The organism is Desulfosoma sp., from assembly GCA_037481875.1.
GTDB lineage: Bacteria > Desulfobacterota > Syntrophobacteria > Syntrophobacterales > DSM-9756 > Desulfosoma.
On sequence record JBBFKY010000002.1, the window covers coordinates 212,043 to 232,183 of the forward strand.

17 protein-coding genes are annotated in these 20,141 nt (G+C 53.3%); 7 read left to right on the forward strand and 10 right to left on the reverse strand.

Translation table 11 applies throughout. The features are described 5' to 3' along the window. Positions 1-230: 230 nt before the first annotated feature. Positions 231-725: a hypothetical protein gene (locus WHS46_03785; GenBank protein MEJ5347793.1), complete on the forward strand. Its 495-nt coding sequence runs from the start codon at positions 231-233 to the stop codon at positions 723-725. A 758-nt stretch (positions 726-1,483) separates the two neighbouring features. On the opposite strand, the gene WHS46_03790 is transcribed toward WHS46_03785, so the two are convergent. From WHS46_03790 to WHS46_03820, 7 genes are all read right to left on the reverse strand, one after another. Then, positions 1,484-1,849, reverse strand: a complete 366-nt coding sequence (locus WHS46_03790; protein ID MEJ5347794.1) for a hypothetical protein — start codon at positions 1,847-1,849, stop codon at positions 1,484-1,486. A gap of 47 nt (positions 1,850-1,896) precedes the next feature. Next, the gene (locus tag WHS46_03795; protein MEJ5347795.1) at positions 1,897-2,814 is read right to left on the reverse strand and encodes an ADP-ribosylglycohydrolase family protein; all 918 of its coding nucleotides are present in this window, start codon (positions 2,812-2,814) and stop codon (positions 1,897-1,899) included. Between the two features lie 249 nt (positions 2,815-3,063). Further along, positions 3,064-4,779, reverse strand: coding sequence for an energy-coupling factor transporter ATPase (locus WHS46_03800; protein MEJ5347796.1), 1,716 nt, complete (start codon positions 4,777-4,779; stop codon positions 3,064-3,066). 54 nt (positions 4,780-4,833) lie between these two features. After that, positions 4,834-5,763 (reverse strand): cobalt ECF transporter T component CbiQ, encoded by a 930-nt coding sequence (gene cbiQ, locus WHS46_03805; protein ID MEJ5347797.1) that lies wholly within the window; start codon positions 5,761-5,763, stop codon positions 4,834-4,836. Next, positions 5,760-6,377 (reverse strand): cobalt transporter CbiM, encoded by a 618-nt coding sequence (cbiM, locus tag WHS46_03810; GenBank protein MEJ5347798.1) that lies wholly within the window; start codon positions 6,375-6,377, stop codon positions 5,760-5,762. The genes cbiQ and cbiM overlap by 4 nt, the downstream gene beginning before the upstream one ends. Before the next feature lie 132 nt (positions 6,378-6,509). Beyond that, positions 6,510-6,869 (reverse strand): hypothetical protein, encoded by a 360-nt coding sequence (locus WHS46_03815; GenBank protein MEJ5347799.1) that lies wholly within the window; start codon positions 6,867-6,869, stop codon positions 6,510-6,512. A 10-nt stretch (positions 6,870-6,879) separates the two neighbouring features. After that, the gene (locus WHS46_03820) at positions 6,880-7,233 is read right to left on the reverse strand and encodes a hypothetical protein (GenBank protein ID MEJ5347800.1); all 354 of its coding nucleotides are present in this window, start codon (positions 7,231-7,233) and stop codon (positions 6,880-6,882) included. 487 nt (positions 7,234-7,720) lie between these two features. On the opposite strand from WHS46_03820, the gene WHS46_03825 reads away from it, so the two are divergent. Beyond that, complete coding sequence (locus WHS46_03825; protein ID MEJ5347801.1) at positions 7,721-9,253, forward strand: ATP-binding protein; 1,533 nt, start codon at positions 7,721-7,723, stop codon at positions 9,251-9,253. Between the two features lie 31 nt (positions 9,254-9,284). On the opposite strand, the gene WHS46_03830 is transcribed toward WHS46_03825, so the two are convergent. Further along, positions 9,285-10,610: an SEC-C metal-binding domain-containing protein gene (locus WHS46_03830; protein MEJ5347802.1), complete on the reverse strand. Its 1,326-nt coding sequence runs from the start codon at positions 10,608-10,610 to the stop codon at positions 9,285-9,287. Positions 10,611-10,692: 82 nt separating this feature from the next. Continuing rightward, positions 10,693-11,253 (reverse strand): shikimate kinase, encoded by a 561-nt coding sequence (locus tag WHS46_03835; GenBank protein ID MEJ5347803.1) that lies wholly within the window; start codon positions 11,251-11,253, stop codon positions 10,693-10,695. A 287-nt stretch (positions 11,254-11,540) separates the two neighbouring features. Here WHS46_03835 and aroQ point away from each other — a divergent pair, with 287 nt between their 5' ends. From aroQ to WHS46_03850, 3 genes are all read left to right on the forward strand, one after another. Continuing rightward, positions 11,541-11,978, forward strand: a complete 438-nt coding sequence (aroQ, locus tag WHS46_03840; GenBank protein MEJ5347804.1) for a type II 3-dehydroquinate dehydratase — start codon at positions 11,541-11,543, stop codon at positions 11,976-11,978. Between the two features lie 379 nt (positions 11,979-12,357). Further along, entirely contained in the window at positions 12,358-13,131 is a 774-nt protein-coding gene (locus WHS46_03845) for a lysophospholipid acyltransferase family protein (GenBank protein MEJ5347805.1), read from the forward strand. Next, a complete protein-coding gene (locus tag WHS46_03850) occupies positions 13,121-14,116 on the forward strand; it encodes a beta-ketoacyl-ACP synthase III (GenBank protein MEJ5347806.1) in 996 nt (331 codons plus the stop codon). Before WHS46_03845 ends, WHS46_03850 begins: the two co-directional genes overlap by 11 nt. Here WHS46_03850 and WHS46_03855 read toward each other — a convergent pair. Then, a complete protein-coding gene (locus WHS46_03855; protein ID MEJ5347807.1) occupies positions 14,039-16,969 on the reverse strand; it encodes a PEP/pyruvate-binding domain-containing protein in 2,931 nt (976 codons plus the stop codon). The two genes, WHS46_03850 and WHS46_03855, sit on opposite strands and share 78 nt — an antisense overlap. Before the next feature lie 132 nt (positions 16,970-17,101). Here WHS46_03855 and WHS46_03860 point away from each other — a divergent pair, with 132 nt between their 5' ends. Together WHS46_03860 and WHS46_03865 are read left to right on the forward strand one after the other, a co-directional pair. Then, positions 17,102-17,989 carry a 4Fe-4S dicluster domain-containing protein gene (locus WHS46_03860; GenBank protein MEJ5347808.1) on the forward strand — a complete coding sequence of 296 codons (888 nt, stop codon included), beginning with the start codon at positions 17,102-17,104 and terminating at the stop codon, positions 17,987-17,989. Then, positions 17,986-20,124 carry a hydrogenase iron-sulfur subunit gene (locus WHS46_03865; protein MEJ5347809.1) on the forward strand — a complete coding sequence of 713 codons (2,139 nt, stop codon included), beginning with the start codon at positions 17,986-17,988 and terminating at the stop codon, positions 20,122-20,124. The genes WHS46_03860 and WHS46_03865 overlap by 4 nt, the downstream gene beginning before the upstream one ends. Positions 20,125-20,141: the final 17 nt, after the last annotated feature.

Consider the following 20,141-nt stretch of genomic DNA (forward strand, 5'->3'; position numbering starts at 1 on the left):
AGCCTACATTTCGAAAGGCGGTTAGGCCGTTCCCTTGAAAAGGTCCCTGTGCTTGTACGAATAACTTTATAGGCCATGATGAACCAAGTGCCCCCACGTCACAGCTTTCGACGGCTTCACTGCTTGCCTGTGAATAACGTGGGTTTAGCATTTCTTCCGGGTTATCTTGTCAGCAGGACAAACGGTTGCTAAAGTTCTTGCGCAACAAGCCGAAAGAAGGAGCATTGCCCATGAGCCTCGCTGGTTCCTCGATAAGCGAAAGGGAACTCAAGGATTGGATCACCCAAAGCGTCGAACACGTCTTTCGAGAGAAAGTGGATGAGATTCTGGCGGAAAGGCTCGATGCTTTTGTGAAAGAAAATGAACAACGCGCCCGAGAACTTTCCCTTATAGAAAGGGTTGTGCGCGTTGAAGAAGAGCTTCGAGCCCTCAAGGAAATCCAGATCACTCACTTCAATGCTTGGGAAAAGCGTTTCGAGGCCCTGCAACGTGAAATGGTCGCCCGCTTTGAGGCCGTTGACAAACGCTTTGAGGCCGTTGACAAACGCTTTGAAGCCATGGACAAGCGCTTTGAGGCCCTGCAGCGTGAAATGGTGGCCCGATTCGAGGCGGTCGATAAGCGCTTTGAAGCCATGGACAAACGTTTTTCCCAGATGCAATGGATGATCGGTCTAGGCATCACGCTTATCGTCGCGCTTATGGGCACGCTGCGCATCTTCGGCTAAGCTGACCCCAACCGCGATCGTTGTCTGTTTCTGTCAATCCTTCCACCGGATTCAGCACTCAATGAGGCAAGCTACCGTCATGTGGAACACTCCAGATCACGGTACGACGGCAGGAATCAGAGGTTTCCCAGCGGAGGGCTTTTCGCTGGATCTGGTGTTTGCATAAGACAATCGTGATCTAGCAGAGACGCTATGGTAAGGCGGTGCTGGACAGGGAGCCTTGCCTTCCGGGTTTGTGACAAGGGCAGGCTTGCAGGGATCCAGGAGCGATACACGGAATTCGAGGTGGATTCGCATTTTTGGCGGATTTCGCTCCGCTCCATCCGCCCTACGGGTTGTTACCCGTTTCCGGAGAGAGCACGTAGTGCAGCAGAAAACACCTTGCGGTCCGGTTCTGCAGACGCTGTCTTCCGATGCGTTTTGGAACAACCACGGTTGGTATCCAGCCGTTTAGTCAATTCCCCGCAACCCTCGAATATCCACGGTCCTTTTCCTCCGCCTGCTCATGCTTCCTCCTTGCTCGAGGTGTTGAGAAGAAACCATGCTCTTCATGAAGGAATCGCAGCATCACCGCTAGAAATCCTTTTAGGCAAACACGCCTGGAACATCTTCGGTGAAAACCAAATGCGGCTGACGCCGCGTTTCAGCCACGCCTCCATGCGCCCTACGGCTGCGGACCAGCCAAGGAAAAATCCGTAATCAACTTTCCTCTTGAAACATGTGGACCGGACGTCATCGCAGGAAAAAAGGGATCAACACTAAGACTTCTTTTTAGGCTTGCGGTCCAGCAAGGAAACCACCTTGGTGGAAGAATCCCGCGTCGAACTGTCACGGCCGCCCGAGCCTTCAACGGGTTCTCTTTCTTCTTCCTGAAAAGCCGACCCATCTTCCGCAGGGGCTTCCACCTTGATCAGGCGCACGGGATGCCCACCCATGGTGAATTCTTCCCCGTTAATGTAAGGTTCCCGAAGAATCCAGGTCACGGTGACCAAAGGCACTTGAAGGACCAGCATTTTCACTTGCCACCATTCCGGTTTGAGGTCCGGGGATATCTTTTCAATCCGAGCAAAAAACGCCGGTTTTCCCTCTATGTAAACGAGGACCAAATCACCTTCACGTGTCATGGATTTTCTTTGCCTCTCACCACGTGTCATTGGGCTCGCTTTTTCCTTTAACGAGCCCGGTCGATTTCTTCAATGCACCTTTGAATTTTTTCTCCCGCTTGAAGCCCATGGATCCATTCCTCGGGAATTGCCCGAAACCCGTGATGCGCTCCCAAGACCATGCCCACCAGAAGGCCTCGACCAGCGGAATCACCGCCTACCATGACGTTTTGAATCAGACCTTCGCGAAGATCGTCTGCATACTTGGCTATAAGATGCACTACGGATGGAAAGGCTCCATCCACAGCGCAACTTTGCCCGAAATCCAATACAGCGGCTTCTGTTTCCATGGAAGCACTTTCCAATCCATGGCCAACCCATGATGTGAAAGCTTCAGGAAGCAAAAGTTCCTGTAAAGCGCTTTCCAAAGCGTCTTCAGGATGTTGTCCCTTCAACACCTTTTGAGTCACCCAAGTCCAATAGACGGCGGCGTCAATAACCATGGGATGGTTGTGCGTCATGGCTGTTTGAGCACGGGCCGCTGCCACACATACTTCGGGGCGATCCGACAAGGCAAAAATCACGGGAGCGATACGGCCGGCTCCGGCAAGATCCGTGGACGTAGAGCCCGAGCCCTCCGGTCCGTGACCTTCGGCGAAGCGTTGAAGGGTTGCCTTGGTGGCTTTGTCGACATAGCCTTTATAGTGCTTGAAAAGGCCTTGCCAACGGATAGCGAAATCCTGAAGGTCAAAACGTCCTTGGCATGCGGCTATGGATTCCAAAAGGACAAGCATCTGATCTCCATAGTGGGTGAAGTCTCCCGCCGATTTTCCCGGATGATACGAATCTGGTCCAGGCGCCCTGAATTGTTCCAGGCGCCCAAACTGTTGCTTGATCACCTTTGGATCATAAATCCAATGGGCTCCCAAAGCTAAGGCATCCGCCGCGAATGCCGCCCATAACATTCCATGTCTTTTATCGTCCATCGGCATTCCTTTCATTCCATCCTTCAGAAGCCCGTTCGAGAACTCGCAATACCCAGTTCCCTTGCCATGGCAAGGCAGGGGCAAGGAGCCACTCGCCCCTAAAAGCCCGAAACTGTGCTTTTTTCTAGGGGCTCGGGCCTCCGGCCCGCCGTTTGTGCGGGCGGGACGCGCGCGCTCCCAGGAAAAAAGGTCCGAGACGTCGGGGCACGGCGCGCCATGTCCCTACGTCTTGGCCTGGCATGGCTCATTCTAAGTTTTAGGAACAGCCTCCTCGCGCTTCACGTGGTGCATGGCCAGAATCTGTCGGCAACAGCGATTGTGGTACGTCACGTCTAATCCATAACGCGACTGAAGCCCTTCGTCCATGAGGAAATGTTCCGTTGAAAGATCCTGAACCAGGCAACCCTTGTGCAGCACCAGCGCGCGATCGGTCAGAGATGACACAAAGCAGATGTCGTGACTGATGAGGATGAGTGTCGTTGAAAGTTCATCCAGAATACGTAGAAGTTTTTCCTCGCTTTCCGGATCCAAATTGGCTGTAGGCTCGTCCAAAATGAGGACACGAGGTTCCATGGCCAGAACGGCGGCAAGGGACAATCTCTTCCGTTCCCCCGCACTAAGGTGATGAGGAACCCGATCTTCCATCCCGTCCATCCCCACCCGGTGTAGAGCCTCCCGCACTCGACGTCCCAATTCCGGCTCTTTCACACCCAAATATTTCAATCCGAAAGCCACTTCGTCATAAACCGCAGCCGTAACCATCTGGTCCATGGAATCCTGAAAAACCATACCTACCGAACGCCACAGCTGCTTTTTGAGACGTCTGTCGACAAAGCGTCCCTGGAACCGATACTCTCCGGAACCTGTACGAACCCCTACAAGGACCGAGGCCAGCGTGGATTTTCCCGCGCCGTTTTCACCCAAAAGGGCAATACGTTCGCCGTCATGAACCTTCAGGGAAACCTTCCGAAGTCCCCATGTCCCGTCCGGATATCGATAGGAATAGTCCTCCAGTTCCAAAACCGGAACATCGTGCCCGGGGCTCAGGTCCGAATCATGGTTGTCACGGCATGAAGCCCTCATGGAAACCGGCATAGGATGGAGCTTCTGAGTTTTTCCAGAATCGCTTTTTATGGCCCGGTGATGATGGGAACAATCCTCCTTAGGTTCTCCTGTATTCTCATAGGGTTTTCGGCAGCATTGAAAACGAAAGGTGAAATCGAGCCCGTGTTCTCTGAGAGAGGATCGATGCGAAATCAGGGCATCGAAATCCGTGTCGTGCTGAAGGATGCCATGATCGAGCACCACAGCCCTACGGCATAAGCCATAGAGGAACATCAGGTCATGACTGATGCAAATGAGTGTTCCCGAAAAACGATGAAGCGCTTCCAACAGCTTGTCCGTGTTTTTGGAATCCAAGTTGGCTGTAGGTTCATCGAGGATGAGCACCGAAGGTTCACAGGCGAGAATGCAAGCCAAGGCCGCCCTCTTTCGTTGGCCGTAGCTCAAGTGATGAGGCGCCTTGCTTTCGTAGCGTTTTAAGCCGACCAGGTCCAACATTTCGGTGACTATGGCCGCAGCCTTTTCCTGAGGTACCCCGTAGTTTAAGGGACCGAACGCCACATCGTCCGCCAATCGAGTGCAAAAAAGATGATCGTCGGGATCTTGAAACAACAGCCCCACTTGCCGCCTTAGGGAAGAAAGATCCTCGTGTTCGACAGGCCGGCCGTCGAACCAGAGACGGCCTTCCGTCGGTTTGATAAGACCGCAGAGTATTCTGGCCAAGGTAGTTTTTCCGGAACCGTTCGGGCCTACCAGAGCGATTTTTTCTCCGTAACCGATATTCAGCGAGACACCGCGCAACGCGGTCCGGCTTCCCGGATAGGTGTAGGAGACGTCTTCAAGTTGAAAAAGAACCGATTCCCCAGAAGTCTGCAAAGCAACCGGTACCCATTGCCAGTGCATGTCGAATCCCCAAAGAAAAGCATCCGGTCATTTAAGGGCAAAAAGTGGTGTCTCTCACCCAAGCCACCGGTCACCCAAGAACACGCCCAGAGACACCGCCGTCCAAGTCAAAGCCCATATCCAATCTTTAGGCTTTGCCGCGAACCGTACCGTTGATGGAAAAGTTCCTGTATAACCCCGGCACAGCATAGCTTCATAGACCCTTTGGGTGCGTTCCATGCTGCGGACAAAAAGCATGCCCAAAAAACAACCGAGGTCGCGGAAGGTTTCCATTCCGGTTCGACCGCCAAACCCTCGAACGGTCATACCAACCCACATACGCTGCATCTCATGTCGAAACACAAAGACATATCGGTACATCAGAAGAAGCATTTGACACAAGATCACAGGAACCCCCAGCCTTCGTAAAGCCGCCACGGTGACCGGAAACGGCGTCGTCCTTAGCAAAGGTTCCATCATCAGAGCCACAATGACAGCTTTGGTGCCGATGCGCGCCGCCAGATCCAGACCTCGAAGATTCAGAGCCACCGAAGGAAGGCCCTCCAGAACAACATGACGATCCCCTTCGTGAAACGGAACCGTTAAAGGCATGATGAGGGCAAGCATGAACAGAAAACCACTGATGGCTGCAAGGCGCTGCCGTGCCCGATGCATGGGTGTTCGAGCCGCTAAGATGGAACCGGTGGCTATGGTCAAACAGATAAGGAGACCTGTCCAGTGTTGGAGGGAGACCGTCATGAAGGCGAAAAAGAAAAGGGAAAGAATCTTTAAGCGCGGGTCCCAGTGATGAAAAAAAGAACGGTGCGTTCCCTCAACGTCCAGTTCAGGCAAAGGGCTATCCACTTCCCATTCTGTCGAAGCTTCACACCGGGAAAGCTTTCTTCGGCGCGCCACATGCCCGTAAAACCAGGCGGCGGCAAAAACTGCGGCACTTCCCACCAATCCTGCCGCCACCCATTGCCATCGGATGAGGATCGGGTTCACAGGCTCCTCCGCCCCAAGCTCGCCATAAGAAGTTCCGGTTTTACCTTTTGAAGAAAACTCACCACGCCTCCCGATACCACCCCTTCAATAACTAGCACGGGCGCATGAGCGACGACGGCAATCTTGGCCACGCCAAAGAAATCCTCACCCCCTGTTGCTAAAAGGCCCGCAAGAATCAAAGCCGCCAACGTTACAGCGAGGGCCGCAGCTAAAGCCCCCGCGATGGCCGCTCTCCCACCAAGACTTCGCTGAAGGAACCGATAGAACCATGAAGCCCACCACGCAGGAAGACCCATCATCAGAGCGTTAGCCCCCAAAGCCGTAAGTCCTCCGAACTGAAAGAGCAAGGACTGCAGCACTAATCCCAGGAAAATGGACAAAAAGGCGCTCCAGCCCGTGAGAATCCCCACCAGGCCGGGAAGCAAAAGATGAACACTGGTAGGGCCAAGAGGCAAATGAATAAGGGAGGCCACAAAAAAGGCCGAAGTCATGACGGCGATCTTAGGCAGATCTTCGCCTTCCGTTTTCTTAACGCTCAGGGCGACACACAATCCGGAAGCCACAAAGGATCCCACGGCCACGACCGTGGGAAGCACACCGTCGGAAAGATGCATGATACAGTACCTTTTCTTTCGTCATAGAAGCGTTGTCTACATCTTCGGTAACCATGCCTGTCGCCACAAGCCACGGCAACAACACATCACTTAAGCCTTGAGGACGGTAGCCCATAGGAAAACGTCCGAATCTTATGGGGCTTGACGCCGACGTTCCCGACGGGCATGCAGATAAAAGGCGATCCCAAAAATTCCAGAAATATAGCCGATTCCTCCCACAATGTCTTTAAAGTCGGGTTCCTGCATGGCCGTCTTCAAGGCTGCAATCTCCCTTTTAATAGCCCGCAATTCCTGGCCCATTTCCCTCTGCTGCGACTGGAGCGCCTCCAAAAGGCGCAGGGCCTCCTGTTGCCCTTGAAATGGCTTGTCGGCCGAAGGTAAACCCTTCGCATCCTGCGATTCCGTGCCGGTCGGTACCGTTTGCTGTGTGTAAGCTGTCGAACTGATCAAAGCCAAACACAAGACCAAAAATGCAAACAGACAGTTTCTCATGGACGCACCCTCACCAGTCGGTTTTTTTCAGGGTGAACACCGCTCGATGGCCCATGGAAGCATTGAGTTCAATGGTGAGATCCTGTTTTTCCGGAGGGGCTTGAAATTGAGCCTTTCCTCGCTGATCCGTTTTTCCTTCAAAGATTTGGGCACCCTTGGCGTCCATAGCACGAAGGCTTCCCTGGACCACTGGGGAACCGTCAGAAAAATAGCTTTCCACATAAACGACGCCGCCTTCCGCATAGGCAAAAAGGTTGACCTTATGAGCCCAGGCGGGAACCGAAGCCAAGACCGTGAGCATCACCAGGAAACAGCCGGCCACACAAAAGGTTTTAAGTAATCTGCTCTGACGTCTCGCAACCATGGTGTCCTCCCCTTTCACCGATCGAGGTCAAAGTTTTGACCCAAGGCTCAGGAACGGCTCGGTAGCACCCCGCACGGACAGTCGAGGGCATCGCTTTGGTGCTTTGCGGGGGCCGCAAAGTCCTGGAGAACGCAAAAAAGGCCGCACGTCCCCCTCGAGACGCCGGCCTTCATGACCGCTTTCGTAAGGGATGAGGTCAACCTTTGAGCCTTGTGCTCTTGCTGGGCTTCGGCCCAAGAACTCCGAGTTCTCTCGGAATCTTAAAGTACGAGGACATTAATACGAAGTCCAGGCCCCGTCAAGCCGGCGGAAAGAAGGATTTACACCTCATGAAGGCTCCAAGCACCCCCAAACTTCGAACAAGGCTCTTGGGTTTCCTGTAAGGGTGTATTGCAGCGGGCGAAAATCGCTTGCGTTTTTGAGCCTTCCTCTATAAATTATGCCTTCAAATAAAGAGGAAAATTCATGTGCACGAGGTGTGCACCTTATGAATCAAGATCGGCTGGATCCAGCTCCAGAGATCCTACGGGATTTTTTTCACTTGACTCGTGATGCGGTCCTGTTTGTGGATCCCCAAGGAATTATTGTTTACGCCAACCCTTCGGCATGCCGCCTTGTGGGATACGACCAGCAACAGTTACAAAAATCACACGTGAGCCTTCTTTTGCGTCAACACGACGTGACGCGAGCCTTGGCTGAAGCTTCGGAACAAAGGAGGTTACCTTCGCGTTACGGGGAATACCGCCTAAGAAGTGCGAACGGCGCTTTGCTATGGGTTGAAATAAGCGCCTTTGAATTTCCACGGGAACATCAGGGTCTCATGGGCTGGGTTTTGAGGGACATCACGACACGGAAGGGATTGGAAGCGGATATCGCCAACCGAACCAAGCTGGAAGCCGTGTCCACCATGGCGGGCGGCATCGCCCATGATTGGAACAATATTCTTTCCATCATATTAGGCAATCTGGATTTGGCCCTAAGCAAGTGCCGTCCGGAAGATCCCATCACTCCCATGCTGCGTAGCGCCAACCTGGCGGCCATGGAAGCCCGAGATTTGACTTTTAAGTTTTTGTGTTTCGCTCGAAGCGGCCTGCAAGAAATAACCACCGTTCATGCCGGGTCTTTGGCCGAAGAGGCTTGCCGAACGACCTTGTCGGGAAAGCCCGTAACCAGCCAGGTGATGTTTTCAAACGGCCTGTGGAGCTTGAAAGGCGACCCGCAGCTCTTGCGCACCCTTTTGGTGAATGTGCTGGACAACGCTCGAGCCGCCAGCCCTGTGGGGGGACGAATTCTGGTACGCCTGCAAAACGTGCAACTCAAGCCCGAGGATCCCTTGTGCCTCCACATCAAACCCGGATGTTATGTTCGGTTTGACATTCAGGATGAAGGTCCTGGGATTCCAGCGGATATTCTAGATCGCGTCTTTGATCCTTATTTTTCCACCAAACCTCGAGGCACGCAAAAAGGCATGGGCATGGGCCTTTCCGTTGCCTGGGGCATTGTGCAGAGCCATGGAGGCTATATTGGCATCACGACGCAGGAACAGGCGGGAACGACCGTGACCATCTATTTGCCGGCGGTTCCTGAAAGTCGATCCCTTGAGGCGCGTCTGGCCGAAATGGAAGGTCCGTTGCGTGCCAAGATCCTGGTCATGGACGATGAACCCATGCTCCGACAATTGGCGGAAGCTGTGATGGACCACCTTGGCTACCAGTGTGAAACCGCGCGACACGGCAAAGAAGCCATCGCCAAGTACAAGGAAGCCATGGAAGCCGGGGAACCCTTTGACATGGTGATTCTGGATCTCACCGTCAAAGGGGGCATGGGCGGTATTCCCACGATAGCTCAGCTGTTGAGCATTGACCCAAAGGTCAAAGCAGTGATCTATACCGGGTATTCGGCGGATCCTATTCTGGACAATTACCGGCTCTACGGGTTCCAGGGCGCCTTACCCAAACCCTACGCCATCAAGGACATGGCGGAAATGATTCGCCGCGTGCTTGGAAAAAAAGAACATTGAAACCATCACGCGGCGCCTCTTCCATATGCTTCTAGGTAGGCTTGCCTTCCATACTCTGCACCAGATCTTGAATAGCCCCTTGAATCTTACTCAGAGCCCCAAGCCTTTCCTTAGCCTTTTCCAAAGGCGCCAAGGCCTTGGGATTCTTTTGTCGTCCAAGGGCTTGCGCTGCCCAGTTGACCACGTAGGGGTTCTCATGCTCGGTCATCCTTACGAGAATCTGAAAACTAGGTTCCGTAGGAATGGCGCCCAGAACCATGAGTAGGCCGGTTTTCAATTCGTCAAAGGCCGTGTTTTCAAAAAGAGTCTTCTCGATGACCGGTACCGAGGCTTCCCCTATTTCCTCAAGATATTTCAAGCACATCTGAGAAAAATAAGGGAAGCGAAACATGGACAGTTCGGCCAACAGGCGGATCGATTCCGAATGTCCTGCGGAATGGATCAGTTCCGGGACAAACAAACTCGCCCAGGAAAAGTTGTAGCATAAAGGAAGAAGATACGGGACCGCCGCCGCGCCGTCCCTTTGAATCTCTTCCACGACGGAAGCCAGAGCCGTACGGCGCGCTTCGAAACCTTCCATATCCTTTTGAGGGAACCGATTGAGGTCGTTGGCGGCCTTGAGTTTAGCCACGCGCTGTGCCTTGCGGTTATCACCGTCTTGAGGAAATTCCTTGGCGTAGGTGCGGGCTCGCTGAGCGATCCATAACTTTTCAAGCCAGGTGCTGGGTGAATAAAAATGCACCAGCTGCGTGCGTTCTATCCCTTCCCTTTTGTGGTAGCCGTTTTCCTGAAAGAACTCTTTCTCTTCAACCGCCACCTGGTACCGAGTGCGGGCCCGATAGAAGGCCGCATCGTAGTCTCCTTGCCCAAGGCAGGCGGCGACGAGCATATCGTGGAGGCGGTCATCTTCCGGGAATGTCACCAGAAGCTGCTCGGCAAGCTTTCGAGCCTTGCCGTAGGATTCATCCATAAGAGCTTGAAATCCCGTATGAATGTCTTTCTGGAGTTTTTCCCTTTGTTGGACACGCTCTTCAAGTTTTTGGAGCTCGTCTTTGGGCAAAGTCTTGCGCGCTTCTTCGTGAAGAGGCATGCAGCATTTTTTGTATTTTTTTCCGGAGCCGCAAGGACAAGGATCGTTGCGCCCTACCCTGCGCACGACCAATTCGTCGGCCAGGGCCATCTGACGTCGCGAGATCTTGTAGTCGGCGATCAATTTGTCCAAATCTTGTTCACGAAGGCCGTAGCGTGCACAAACCGTTTCGCGGCTCACTCCTTGAAAAATATCGTAAACAGGCTGCCACGGACTTGGAGTTGGTTCCGTGGTACCCGAGGATGCTGGCCTAAAAGTCTCTGCCATCAGCAAAATCCTTTCATTTCATGGCTCACACCTTCACGATTCACACCTTCATCATTTCATGATTCACCACTTCACACCATGTCTACCATCTGGAAACGGTTCTGTCAAAATCGGCTAAGGCTTTGTAGACTCGAATGATTTCAGATGCAAGATCTTTGGGAGCCGCGGTGTCTGTATGGAGCGTTAGATGTGCCGAGGCGGCATACCATGGATTTCTTTTTTGGAGTATTTCTGCGGTTTCTTGCAGGATGTGCCGTCCGGTCAGCGACGGTCTTTGTGTGCTCGATTTTTTATCCGTAGCAAGGCGTTCTTGAAGGGTTACAAGGTCACAACGAAGCCATACGGTAAAAAATTCGTTTTGCAACCGTTGGCTGTTTATTTCCTTTTCCACAATACCGCCTCCCGTAGCCACCACGATGGCCACCCGGCGGGAGAGCTTTTCCAGAAGTTGAGCCTCTTCGTCACGAAATCTTTCCCAACCGAATCTTTCCACCCATTCCGCGATGGAGGATCCGAAGGAACGGGACAGTTCCTCATCCATGTCCACGAAAGTCCAACCCAGGAATTCGGCAACCAAGGGGCCGACGGTGCTTTTCCCTGAAGCTCGAAAACCGATGAGGGCTATACGTTGTGCTAGCGGCATCAACCATTCCCCTTTCAGGACCGATTCCTAAGAGCTTGTCTGAGAACCATTTTTTCGTTCCAGAACGGCTATCCCGCCCTGACAATGAGCGGGCCGGCGGCCCGCGCTCCCAGGAAACCCATTGCCTTTCCTCATTGTCGAAAAACCTTCAACAATAGTTTCTCACTCAAGACACACTCTTGCAGACTTTCCATAGCCAAAAATTCCTTAGACGTAAACAAGCTGCCTAAGATACAAGAAAAGTCTCGAATGAAAATGAGTATCAGAACACAAGGAGGTCTCAGCATATGAAAAAGATTTTGGTGCTCCACGGGGTCAATCTCAACATGTTTGGCCGAAGGGATTCCAAGCATTACGGGACTTGGACCTTGACTGAGATCGATCAAGCCTTGGTGGAACTGGGAGCGGTTTTGGGAGTGCATGTGGAAACATTTCAAACCAACAGGGAAGGAGAAATGGTGGAACGCATTCACGCCGCTTTGGACGACGGCACAAACGCCATTGTGATCAACGCCGGCGCCTGGACCCATTACAGCTACGCTCTGAGAGACGCTCTGGAAATGCTTTCCATTCCCATTGTGGAAGTGCACATGTCCCATATCGACGCTCGAGAACCATTTAGGCGGCAATCTGTTCTGGCCCCAGTGGTGAGCGGGCTCATTTCAGGCTTTGGGGTACAAAGTTATCTCTTGGGGCTTCGAGCCGCCGTGTCCCTATTGGTTTGACGGTTGATCGGACCAGCACCCAGGATGCTGTCAGAAAGCTTGGAATGAGTCGTTCCGAGCAAAAGTGCAAAGGCACGGCGAGCCGTGCCCTTAGGAACTTGTCGAAGAGCGCATAATGACCCCTGCGTCGCATGCCGTTAATGGTAGAGGCGAGGCGCGTCTGGCCCTTAAAAACCCTAGACGGGGCTTTTCCCTGGGAGCGCAAGCCTTCAGCCCACCATGGGATTGAGCTGAACGCTCGAACTTCCAGGAAAAACTTCGTTCTTAGACGCGCTTGTGGCGCCGCGTCTTCTCTTGCTTGACGTCCCCTTCTCGATTCGGCTAGGAGAAGGGTGCGGAAAACATAGGTTTTGCTTCTCAAACCTTTGAGGGCCCATCCGTGCGACGGGACATTTTATCGCCCGATCATCCTCTGCTACGGCGTCTGCCTTGTTGGGGAGCGTCACTTCTTTCGGCATGGTATCGAACATGTCGCTTCCTCCTTTTGGGCCGAAATCATCTTCACTCGGTCCTGGAAGGGCGTCCTTGCGGTCTTTTGACCACGTGGCACTTTGCTTTTCCTTCGGTGATTTACTTTTTTCGGCATTTGAACGGCATCGTCATGGTCAGTCGATCCAGAGACGGCGAATGGGCTTCGAGGCTTGTGGAATGCCTTGGTTTTCGGACCGTTCGAGGCTCCTCCCATCGTGGAGGAGCTCAAGCCCTGCGTGCCATGCTTCGATGGACTCGAACAGGTTGCCCTGCAGGGCTGATCGCCGACGGTTCCCAAGGCCCACCACTACAAGCTCAAAAAGGAATCGTATGGTTGGCTTCCATCACCGGACTCCCTCTTGTTCCTGTGAGTCTTGCCGCCAGCAAGGCCTGGCGCTTGCCCAGTTGGGACGGCACCCTAATTCCGAAGCCGTTCGCAGACCTTGTTCTCGCTGCGGGGGATCCCATTCGTGTGCCGGCCTCTATTCATGAAGAAGATTTAGAATGGTACCGACAGCTTCTGGAAATGCGTCTCAACACTCTAACACAGCTTGCCCAAGAGACCGTCGTGCGCGTCGATGCTTTTGCGGCGTTGCCTCGAGGAGGCGGCTGGGCTGAGTGGTATCGTCGAAAAGAACCCATGCGACCATCTAGCGAGGAAAGGAGGCCCCATGATTCGTAGCGCCATTGCCGGCATTGGAAGCTATGTGCCGCCGAAGGTGGTCACCAATGATGATCTGGCTCAGCTCATGACCACCAGTGACGAATGGATTCAGACGCGAACGGGCATTCGAGAACGACGCTACGCCGAAGAAGGGGTCAAGTGTTCCGACTTGGCTTTGGAAGCCAGTCGCAAAGCCCTTGACGATGCCAAATTGACGCCGGCGGACATCGATTTTCTGATTTTGGCCACCCTCAGTCCGGATCACCATTTTCCGGGCTCCGCCTGCTACCTGCAGCCTAAACTGGGCACGGGCCCCATCGGCTGCCTGGATGTGCGCAATCAATGCACCGGTTTTCTTTATGCGCTCACGGTCGCCGACGCCATGATTCGTGCCGGAACATACAAAAACATCTTGGTGGTTGGCTCCGAAGTTCATAGCAGCGCGTTGGATTTTTCGGATCGGGGCCGCGATGTAGCCGTATTGTTCGGGGACGGTGCCGCCGCCGTGGTTCTGTCGCCTTCTCCTTCTTCGGACCGCGGAGTCCTGTACACGGAACTTCATGCGGACGGCCGATTTGCTCGAGCCTTGTATCTGGACATCTGGGACATTTCCAAAAAACCCTACATGACCGAGTCAACCATCGCCGGCACGGACATTTGGCCTCAAATGGATGGCAAGACGGTTTTTAAGCACGCCGTCTCGCGTCTATGCGAAGTGATTCAGCACACCCTGGAAGTGAACGGCCTCAAAGGCGAAGACGTTAAATTTGTGATACCCCATCAAGCCAACATGCGCATTAACCAAATGGTGGCTCAGAAATTAGGGTTTCCAGAGGAAAAATTCCTGCACAACATGCAGCGGTATGGGAATACGACCGCCGCCAGTATTCCTCTTCTGTTGGATGAAACCTATCGTAACGGCTTGTTAGAACCGGGAGATTTGGTGCTCTTGGCAGCTTTTGGATCCGGTTTCACTTGGGGAACCGCTTTGGTGCGATGGTAGAAGATGTTTCTCGAGGCCTAAGAATTCCTTAAGCTTCGAGATGACCTGTCGTACCTTTTCAGGTTCGATGCGAATCCCCACGGCGGCAATAACGGAATGACGCCGATAGGGATCCACTTCGAACTGCCAAGGCCGAACGGCTTCTTCAAGGCCGTAACTTCTTAGAAAAGTTTGAAATTCCTGAACGTGTCGACAAAGCCTTTCGTATTCGTCCCGACCATAGACCACCCCGTCAAATTCCCCGAAGGAACAACGGCCAAAGGCGAGCACATACCCCGATTGGGCATCGGGATTGCCGCCTGGCTTTTCCTTCATGATACGAAGTTCGGGATATGGAGCAAAAACCGCGTCCACATGATACAGGTCAACGAATTCGCCTTCCGCCACGGTGCTTTGAAACGTCAAGGGACAACCATGTTTGGTTTGGTCCAAAAAGGTTCGAAGATACCGGCAGACCACATCAAAATCTTCCTCAGGAATCGCCAAACCGATGCTCACAATGCGCGCATGGCCTTGCCCCAAGGGTGGTTCCCCCTGAATGATGCGAAGCTTTTCCCTGAGTCGAGGATTGATTTGCTGCAGATAGGAAAGGAAATTGCGTGCCAGCACTTCTTTCTCCGCATATTTCATGAGACCCGGATTCACGTGAACACTGTCCAGATCCTGATCGTATTCGAAGTTACTGGCAAAAATGAGATAGTAATAATGGGGAACACGCATGAGATGAAATCCTTCGGCTTCAAAGTCCTTCACGACGCTCATGGTTCTATTTTTAATGAAAATGTCCCGGATCACATCCCCTTCGTTTTCCCCACGTTCCTTCGCTTTGGCCACCATGATTTCATGAATCCAGTGTGTCCGCCACGTGGTGCACAACATCAGGGCTCTAAGGATTTTTAAGACCTCTTCGCCCAGACGATGGCCGTGATAGACCAAAGGTGGGCCTAGGTCGAACTGGTCGATTCGGACATCTTTCAGAGCCAGAGTGCGTTCCCGATCCTTTTCGGGAATGTAGATCAGGTAGGTGGCAAAGGCGTGCATGAGCTCTTTTTCCGAAACGCTTCGATCGCCCTCCTTAAGGCGCGTTTCCAGCCGTTGATAATGGGCCAGTTCCAGCTCCATCTGGTAATGAATGTCCAACAACGTCTCGTAATCCAGTTCATGATAACCCGCTCGATGGAACTGATCCCTCAGGTATTCCCAATCCACGTAAAGCTTCTTGCGGATTTTTCTATCCACCAAAAAATCTTGAGATTCCGTATGCCCGACAATGCCTCGTTCTCCGTCCACAAACACGTTACGACCTAGGTAGGCCGCCAAGGTACATTCGGGATTAAGTTCAATGCGGTCTTCGTCCACTACCAGCAGAGAACGGCCTTCCACATCCGTTACGTTGATCAGGTAGGGCTTGCTGTAAGCGACAGCGGAGACTGCTTCATGGCCGGTCACGTTTCCGTCACTTCGAATGATGCCTCGCACATTGGGGTGATTGACGGCAAGATCGGTTTCTCCATAGGGCCTTTTACGAAGCATGATCACATTCCGGCCCTGGCGTGCCAGTTCCAAGGCTTCTTCAGTTCCGAAAGCGAGAATGCCGTAATCGGCCGTGTCCGTAATAGGTTCACCCACGGCCAAAACGCGGTAGTTCTTGAAGCCTTCTCGAAGCATCTTTTCCGGCTGTTCCAAAGCCGTATTGATGATCAGCGAAGCCATCTGGATGGTGGTTTTCCCCTCATCCACCAGATCCCACATGGCACGAGCCGTAGCGGAAAAAGTCATGCGCAAAGGCCGCCGCTGGAGAATATAGAGCTTTAAATTTTCCACGGTGAATTCCACATCAAGAGGCCTTTTGGCACGGGTCTCCAGCCGGTCTCGAACGGTCATGAGCAGCTGGTAAATATCCGGAAAACGTTCGGCCAAATCTTGAGTGTGCAGAAGCTCTTTGCGAAGCTTTCCCGAAACGATTTTGTCACATTGGACCTTCGGGGCCCATTCAATCACCGGTGTAGCCGCTCCAGTTCTGGGATTCCGCGTGAAAAGAACACCCCCTAAACAGCTATGTTCATCACGGTTTCCGAAGACCATACTCTGGACAATCACCGCCGTGCCCATGTCGTCAGGGACTTTGGGACTTCGGCTTAGTCGAGCTTCAACGGCCGTTTCGGCCATCCAAGAATGGAACACACTTTCGATGGCCGTCCGCAGCTGCCTGAGAGGATCCGATTCCATTCGGGCCGCCGGTCCCTGAGAGGGTGCCTGCAGCAGAACCTTCTTGTAAGCATCGATCAAAGGAAACAGCTCGTCGACAGGCACCGACCCTTCATCACCCACATGAAACCTTTGCAAAACCTCAAAAAAACGTTCGTACGGAATCCCCAGGACCACCTCGCCATACATGCGAATGGCTTCCAGATAAGTGCCTAAAAGAAAGGCTTCATCTTCACCCGCTTCGATCAGAGCGGTCACGATTTCGTCATTCAGGCCCACATTGAGAATCGTGCTGATAGCCCCGGGCAAAGAAACGGGAGCCCCTCCGCGTACAGCCACAATCAAAGGCATCCTTCCGCTGGTATCACCATAGCGACGCCCTACTCTCCGTTCCAAATCGGCGAGTTCCATCGTGACCACAGCAAACAACCCTTCCGGCAGAGATCCTCCGTTTTCGTAAAAGGCACGCCAAGCATCGGTGGTCAGAATGAATCCGTCAGGAACGGAAATCCTCTTTTCCATTCCAGGAAAATCCGATCGAAGGTTTTGAAAATCTTCCACCAGCTTGGCCCCTTTGGCCCCCAGTTTGTCAATCTGAGAAGGGTCCGCCTTTTCAAAGGACACCCCCATGGTTTCGTAGGACATATAGGACTCCTTACCGCCGTACATTCTGCGTCTAGAGGCTTTATGGCTCTTCATTTGATGCCACAGCTGTGCTACAAAAGAAAGGAATGTGAATTTTTTCGATTACCCGCGGCGGAACTTCGACACGAGAGCATGAAACGCGAGGACTCACATCGTATTCAGTATGCTTTGCGCTTTTATCACGTGACGCTGTCTTTGGAAATCGACAGGGACCGCTGTATTCGATGTGATCTATGTTCGTTGGCGTGCCCTCGCGAGGCATTGCGGATAGAAGCGGACGAGGACGGCCTCCAGATCTATTTGGATCATAACCGGTGTCTTTTGTGTGAAGTCTGTGCTTATGTGTGCCCTGTCTCGGCCGTATCTCTTCATTACCAAGATCGAGCCAAAGATCTGCTGCGCCTTTCCGGCGGGTTGCCATCCATACCGGAAAAGCTTCATGTGCAAGTAAGCCGTTGTCCGCACCGATGTGAACTTTTGGAAAAACAAGAGGAGCACTGGTGCCGACAGCAGCGCCGCCTTGTGGAAAACCGAGAAGCCTCATGCCCCAAGTACTGCTTTCGTTGTGTCCAGACGTGCCCTCGAGGCGTTTATCGAGAAACACTTGAAGGGACATCGCCTGAGTCCACCTTGTGCCTGCGGTGTGAACAGTGTTTGAAAACCTGCCCTCACGGATCCATTGAGATCAGCCCTCTTTTTCAAGGGACTGTGATCCTCAACGCAGATCTTTGCCCCGACGATTGCGCTCTCTGCCTTGATATTTGTCCGGTCAAGGTCATCCAGCGTCGCGAAGGACGCGTCACATTAGTTCACGACACATGCGCTCTGTGCGGGGCCTGCGCCAACATTTGTGATCGAGACGCCATTCAGGTTGTGCGCGAAGGAGTCCTTGTTTCCGATGAAACCGCATGTCCCTTGTGGATCCGTATTCGGGACGCCCTCACGGGCGCCTTGAACCGAGAAGGCTCCATGCTGAAAGCTTCACCCTCGTCTTCCGTCGGCCGGTGCGAACGTCCATGAGTAAAATCGGTGTCTATATTTGCCATTGCGGGCAAAATATCGCCGGAGTCCTTGACGTCGAGGCTTTGCGGGATCGGGTGTGCCGTTCCCGGGATGTGTCGGTCGTCAAAACCAACGTTTTTTGTTGTTCCGAACCCGGCCAAAGGGAAATTCAGGCGGATATTGAAACTTACGGCTTGGAACGGGTTCTTGTGGCGGCCTGTTCCCCAAGGCTTCATGAAGTCACTTTTCGACGAACCATCACCCATGCTGGTTTGAACCCCTATCTCCTGGAAATGGCCAACATACGGGAACATTGTTCTTGGGTTCACCGGGGCCCGGAAGCCTTGGACAAAGCCCTGGACCTTATCCTCATGGGTTTGGCTCGACTTTCCCGCCTGAAACCGCTTTCAGACCGGCTGGTTCCAGTGACGAGCCGTGCGCTGGTCATTGGAGGTGGTGTGGGAGGGTTGAGTGCCGCTTTGGAATTGGCGGACTGCGGTGTTCCGGTCATCTTGGTGGAAAAAGAGGCTACTCTGGGCGGCCAAGCCATCCGATGGCGCATTGGACCCCCGAAAACGGATCCCTTGTCATGCTTTCTGCGTCCCCTTGTCACTCGAGCGGTGCTGCATCCTCAAATCCATGTCTTGAAAGGCCACATCCTTGAAAGTGTCAGCGGCTATGTGGGCCGCTTCAACGTGGCCTTGAGAGACACCTCACGGCAAGAAATTCGAACCGAAGAAGTGGGCGCCATTGTGGTCGCCACAGGATACGAACCCTATGAACCGGAAGTCTCCCGCTATCCGTTTGTCTGCCTGCCTCAGGTGATGACTTCCGTGCAACTGGAAGAAATGTTTTCATCCCCTGGGCAAGAGGCCCTGCCGGCTGCTCTTCAAGGGGTAAGTTCCGTCGCTTTTTTGCAGTGCGTGGGATCGCGTTTAGAAGACGAGTATCCACACTGTTCCCGCATCTGTTGTGCCGTGACCCTTAAACAGGCTCTGGCTCTGCGAGCTTTCGGCATCAATGTGCACGTTTTTCATCGCGATATTCGACTTTATGACAAGAGCCAAGAAGAGGAGCTGTACGGTTCAGCGCGACGGAGCGGGGTTTTGTTTCATCGAGGTTCCCTGATTAGGGTGGAACCGGACGGATCTGAAAGACTTCTGGTTGAATGGCAAGATGAGTTTCTTCAATCGGCTTTCCGGGTTTCTGTGGATCGATTAATCTGTGCCGTGGGACTTCGACCTCGAGCCGATGCCGAATCTCTGCGCAGGGTCCTTCGCTTGGCGGCGAGCCAGGATGGATTTTTGCTGGAATCACACCCCAAATTGCATCCTTTGGAATCGGCTGTGGAAGGGGTGTTCCTCGCAGGTTCATGTCAAGGTCCTAAGGATGTTCGAGAGACTGTGGCAGCTTCGTTAGGGGCCGCCGCCAAAGCGTACCAGCTTTTATGCAAGGATGTTTTGCGGCTGGACGGCATGATCGCCGTCATTGATGCAGAAAGATGCGTGGGATGCGGCGTCTGCGCCTCGGAATGCCCTTACCAAGCCGTGGAAATGCGAAAGGACGAGCACGGAGACCAAAAGGCTTTCGTGGAAGCGGCTGCTTGTAAAGGGTGCGGCGTGTGTGCCGGAGCGTGTCCCTCTCAGGCGGCAGACCACCTCGGGTATCCCACGGAAGCGCTCAAAGCCGTGATTCGCGAGGCTCTTGCCGAAAACGCAAGGGAAAAGATACTAGCTTTTTGCTGCCACTGGTGTGCTTACGCAGGGGCTGATGCCGCCGGCGTCTCACGCCTTTCGTACCCTGCCAATGTTCGGATTGTGCGCGTACCCTGTTCAGGACGTGTCAGTGTTTCGCTGGTCTTACAGGCTTTTAAAAAAGGGGCTGGTCGTGTCCTGGTAGCTGGATGTCATCCGCCGGGAGATTGCCATTACATTTCAGGAAATCTGCGATTTGAAGGCCGGATTCCGCGGATTCGAAAGGTTCTTGCCAAAAAAGGTTACGATCCGAACCGATTCGTGTGTCAGTGGATTTCGGCCACCGAAGGCCCTCAGTTTCAGCAGTTGATAAGGCGCTTGGCCGAGGAGATAACAGCGGGCACAGTCTCCCCAACGGATGCCGAGTCCCATACTCGGCCCATGACCATGAACCCGTAGGGGCGAGCCCCCGTGTT

Coding starts and splice junctions, on each gene's coding strand:
- WHS46_03855 (MEJ5347807.1), bottom strand. CDS start 16,969: ATGTCCTACGAAACCATGGGGGTGTCCTTTGAAAAGGCGGACCCTTCT.
- aroQ (MEJ5347804.1), top strand. CDS start 11,541: ATGAAAAAGATTTTGGTGCTCCACGGGGTCAATCTCAACATGTTTGGC.
- WHS46_03835 (MEJ5347803.1), bottom strand. CDS start 11,253: ATGCCGCTAGCACAACGTATAGCCCTCATCGGTTTTCGAGCTTCAGGG.
- WHS46_03860 (MEJ5347808.1), top strand. CDS start 17,102: ATGAAACGCGAGGACTCACATCGTATTCAGTATGCTTTGCGCTTTTAT.
- WHS46_03800 (MEJ5347796.1), bottom strand. CDS start 4,779: ATGCACTGGCAATGGGTACCGGTTGCTTTGCAGACTTCTGGGGAATCG.
- WHS46_03825 (MEJ5347801.1), top strand. CDS start 7,721: ATGAATCAAGATCGGCTGGATCCAGCTCCAGAGATCCTACGGGATTTT.
- WHS46_03795 (MEJ5347795.1), bottom strand. CDS start 2,814: ATGGACGATAAAAGACATGGAATGTTATGGGCGGCATTCGCGGCGGAT.
- WHS46_03830 (MEJ5347802.1), bottom strand. CDS start 10,610: ATGGCAGAGACTTTTAGGCCAGCATCCTCGGGTACCACGGAACCAACT.
- WHS46_03820 (MEJ5347800.1), bottom strand. CDS start 7,233: ATGGTTGCGAGACGTCAGAGCAGATTACTTAAAACCTTTTGTGTGGCC.
- WHS46_03815 (MEJ5347799.1), bottom strand. CDS start 6,869: ATGAGAAACTGTCTGTTTGCATTTTTGGTCTTGTGTTTGGCTTTGATC.
- cbiM (MEJ5347798.1), bottom strand. CDS start 6,377: ATGCATCTTTCCGACGGTGTGCTTCCCACGGTCGTGGCCGTGGGATCC.
- WHS46_03785 (MEJ5347793.1), top strand. CDS start 231: ATGAGCCTCGCTGGTTCCTCGATAAGCGAAAGGGAACTCAAGGATTGG.
- WHS46_03790 (MEJ5347794.1), bottom strand. CDS start 1,849: ATGACACGTGAAGGTGATTTGGTCCTCGTTTACATAGAGGGAAAACCG.
- WHS46_03865 (MEJ5347809.1), top strand. CDS start 17,986: ATGAGTAAAATCGGTGTCTATATTTGCCATTGCGGGCAAAATATCGCC.
- WHS46_03850 (MEJ5347806.1), top strand. CDS start 13,121: ATGATTCGTAGCGCCATTGCCGGCATTGGAAGCTATGTGCCGCCGAAG.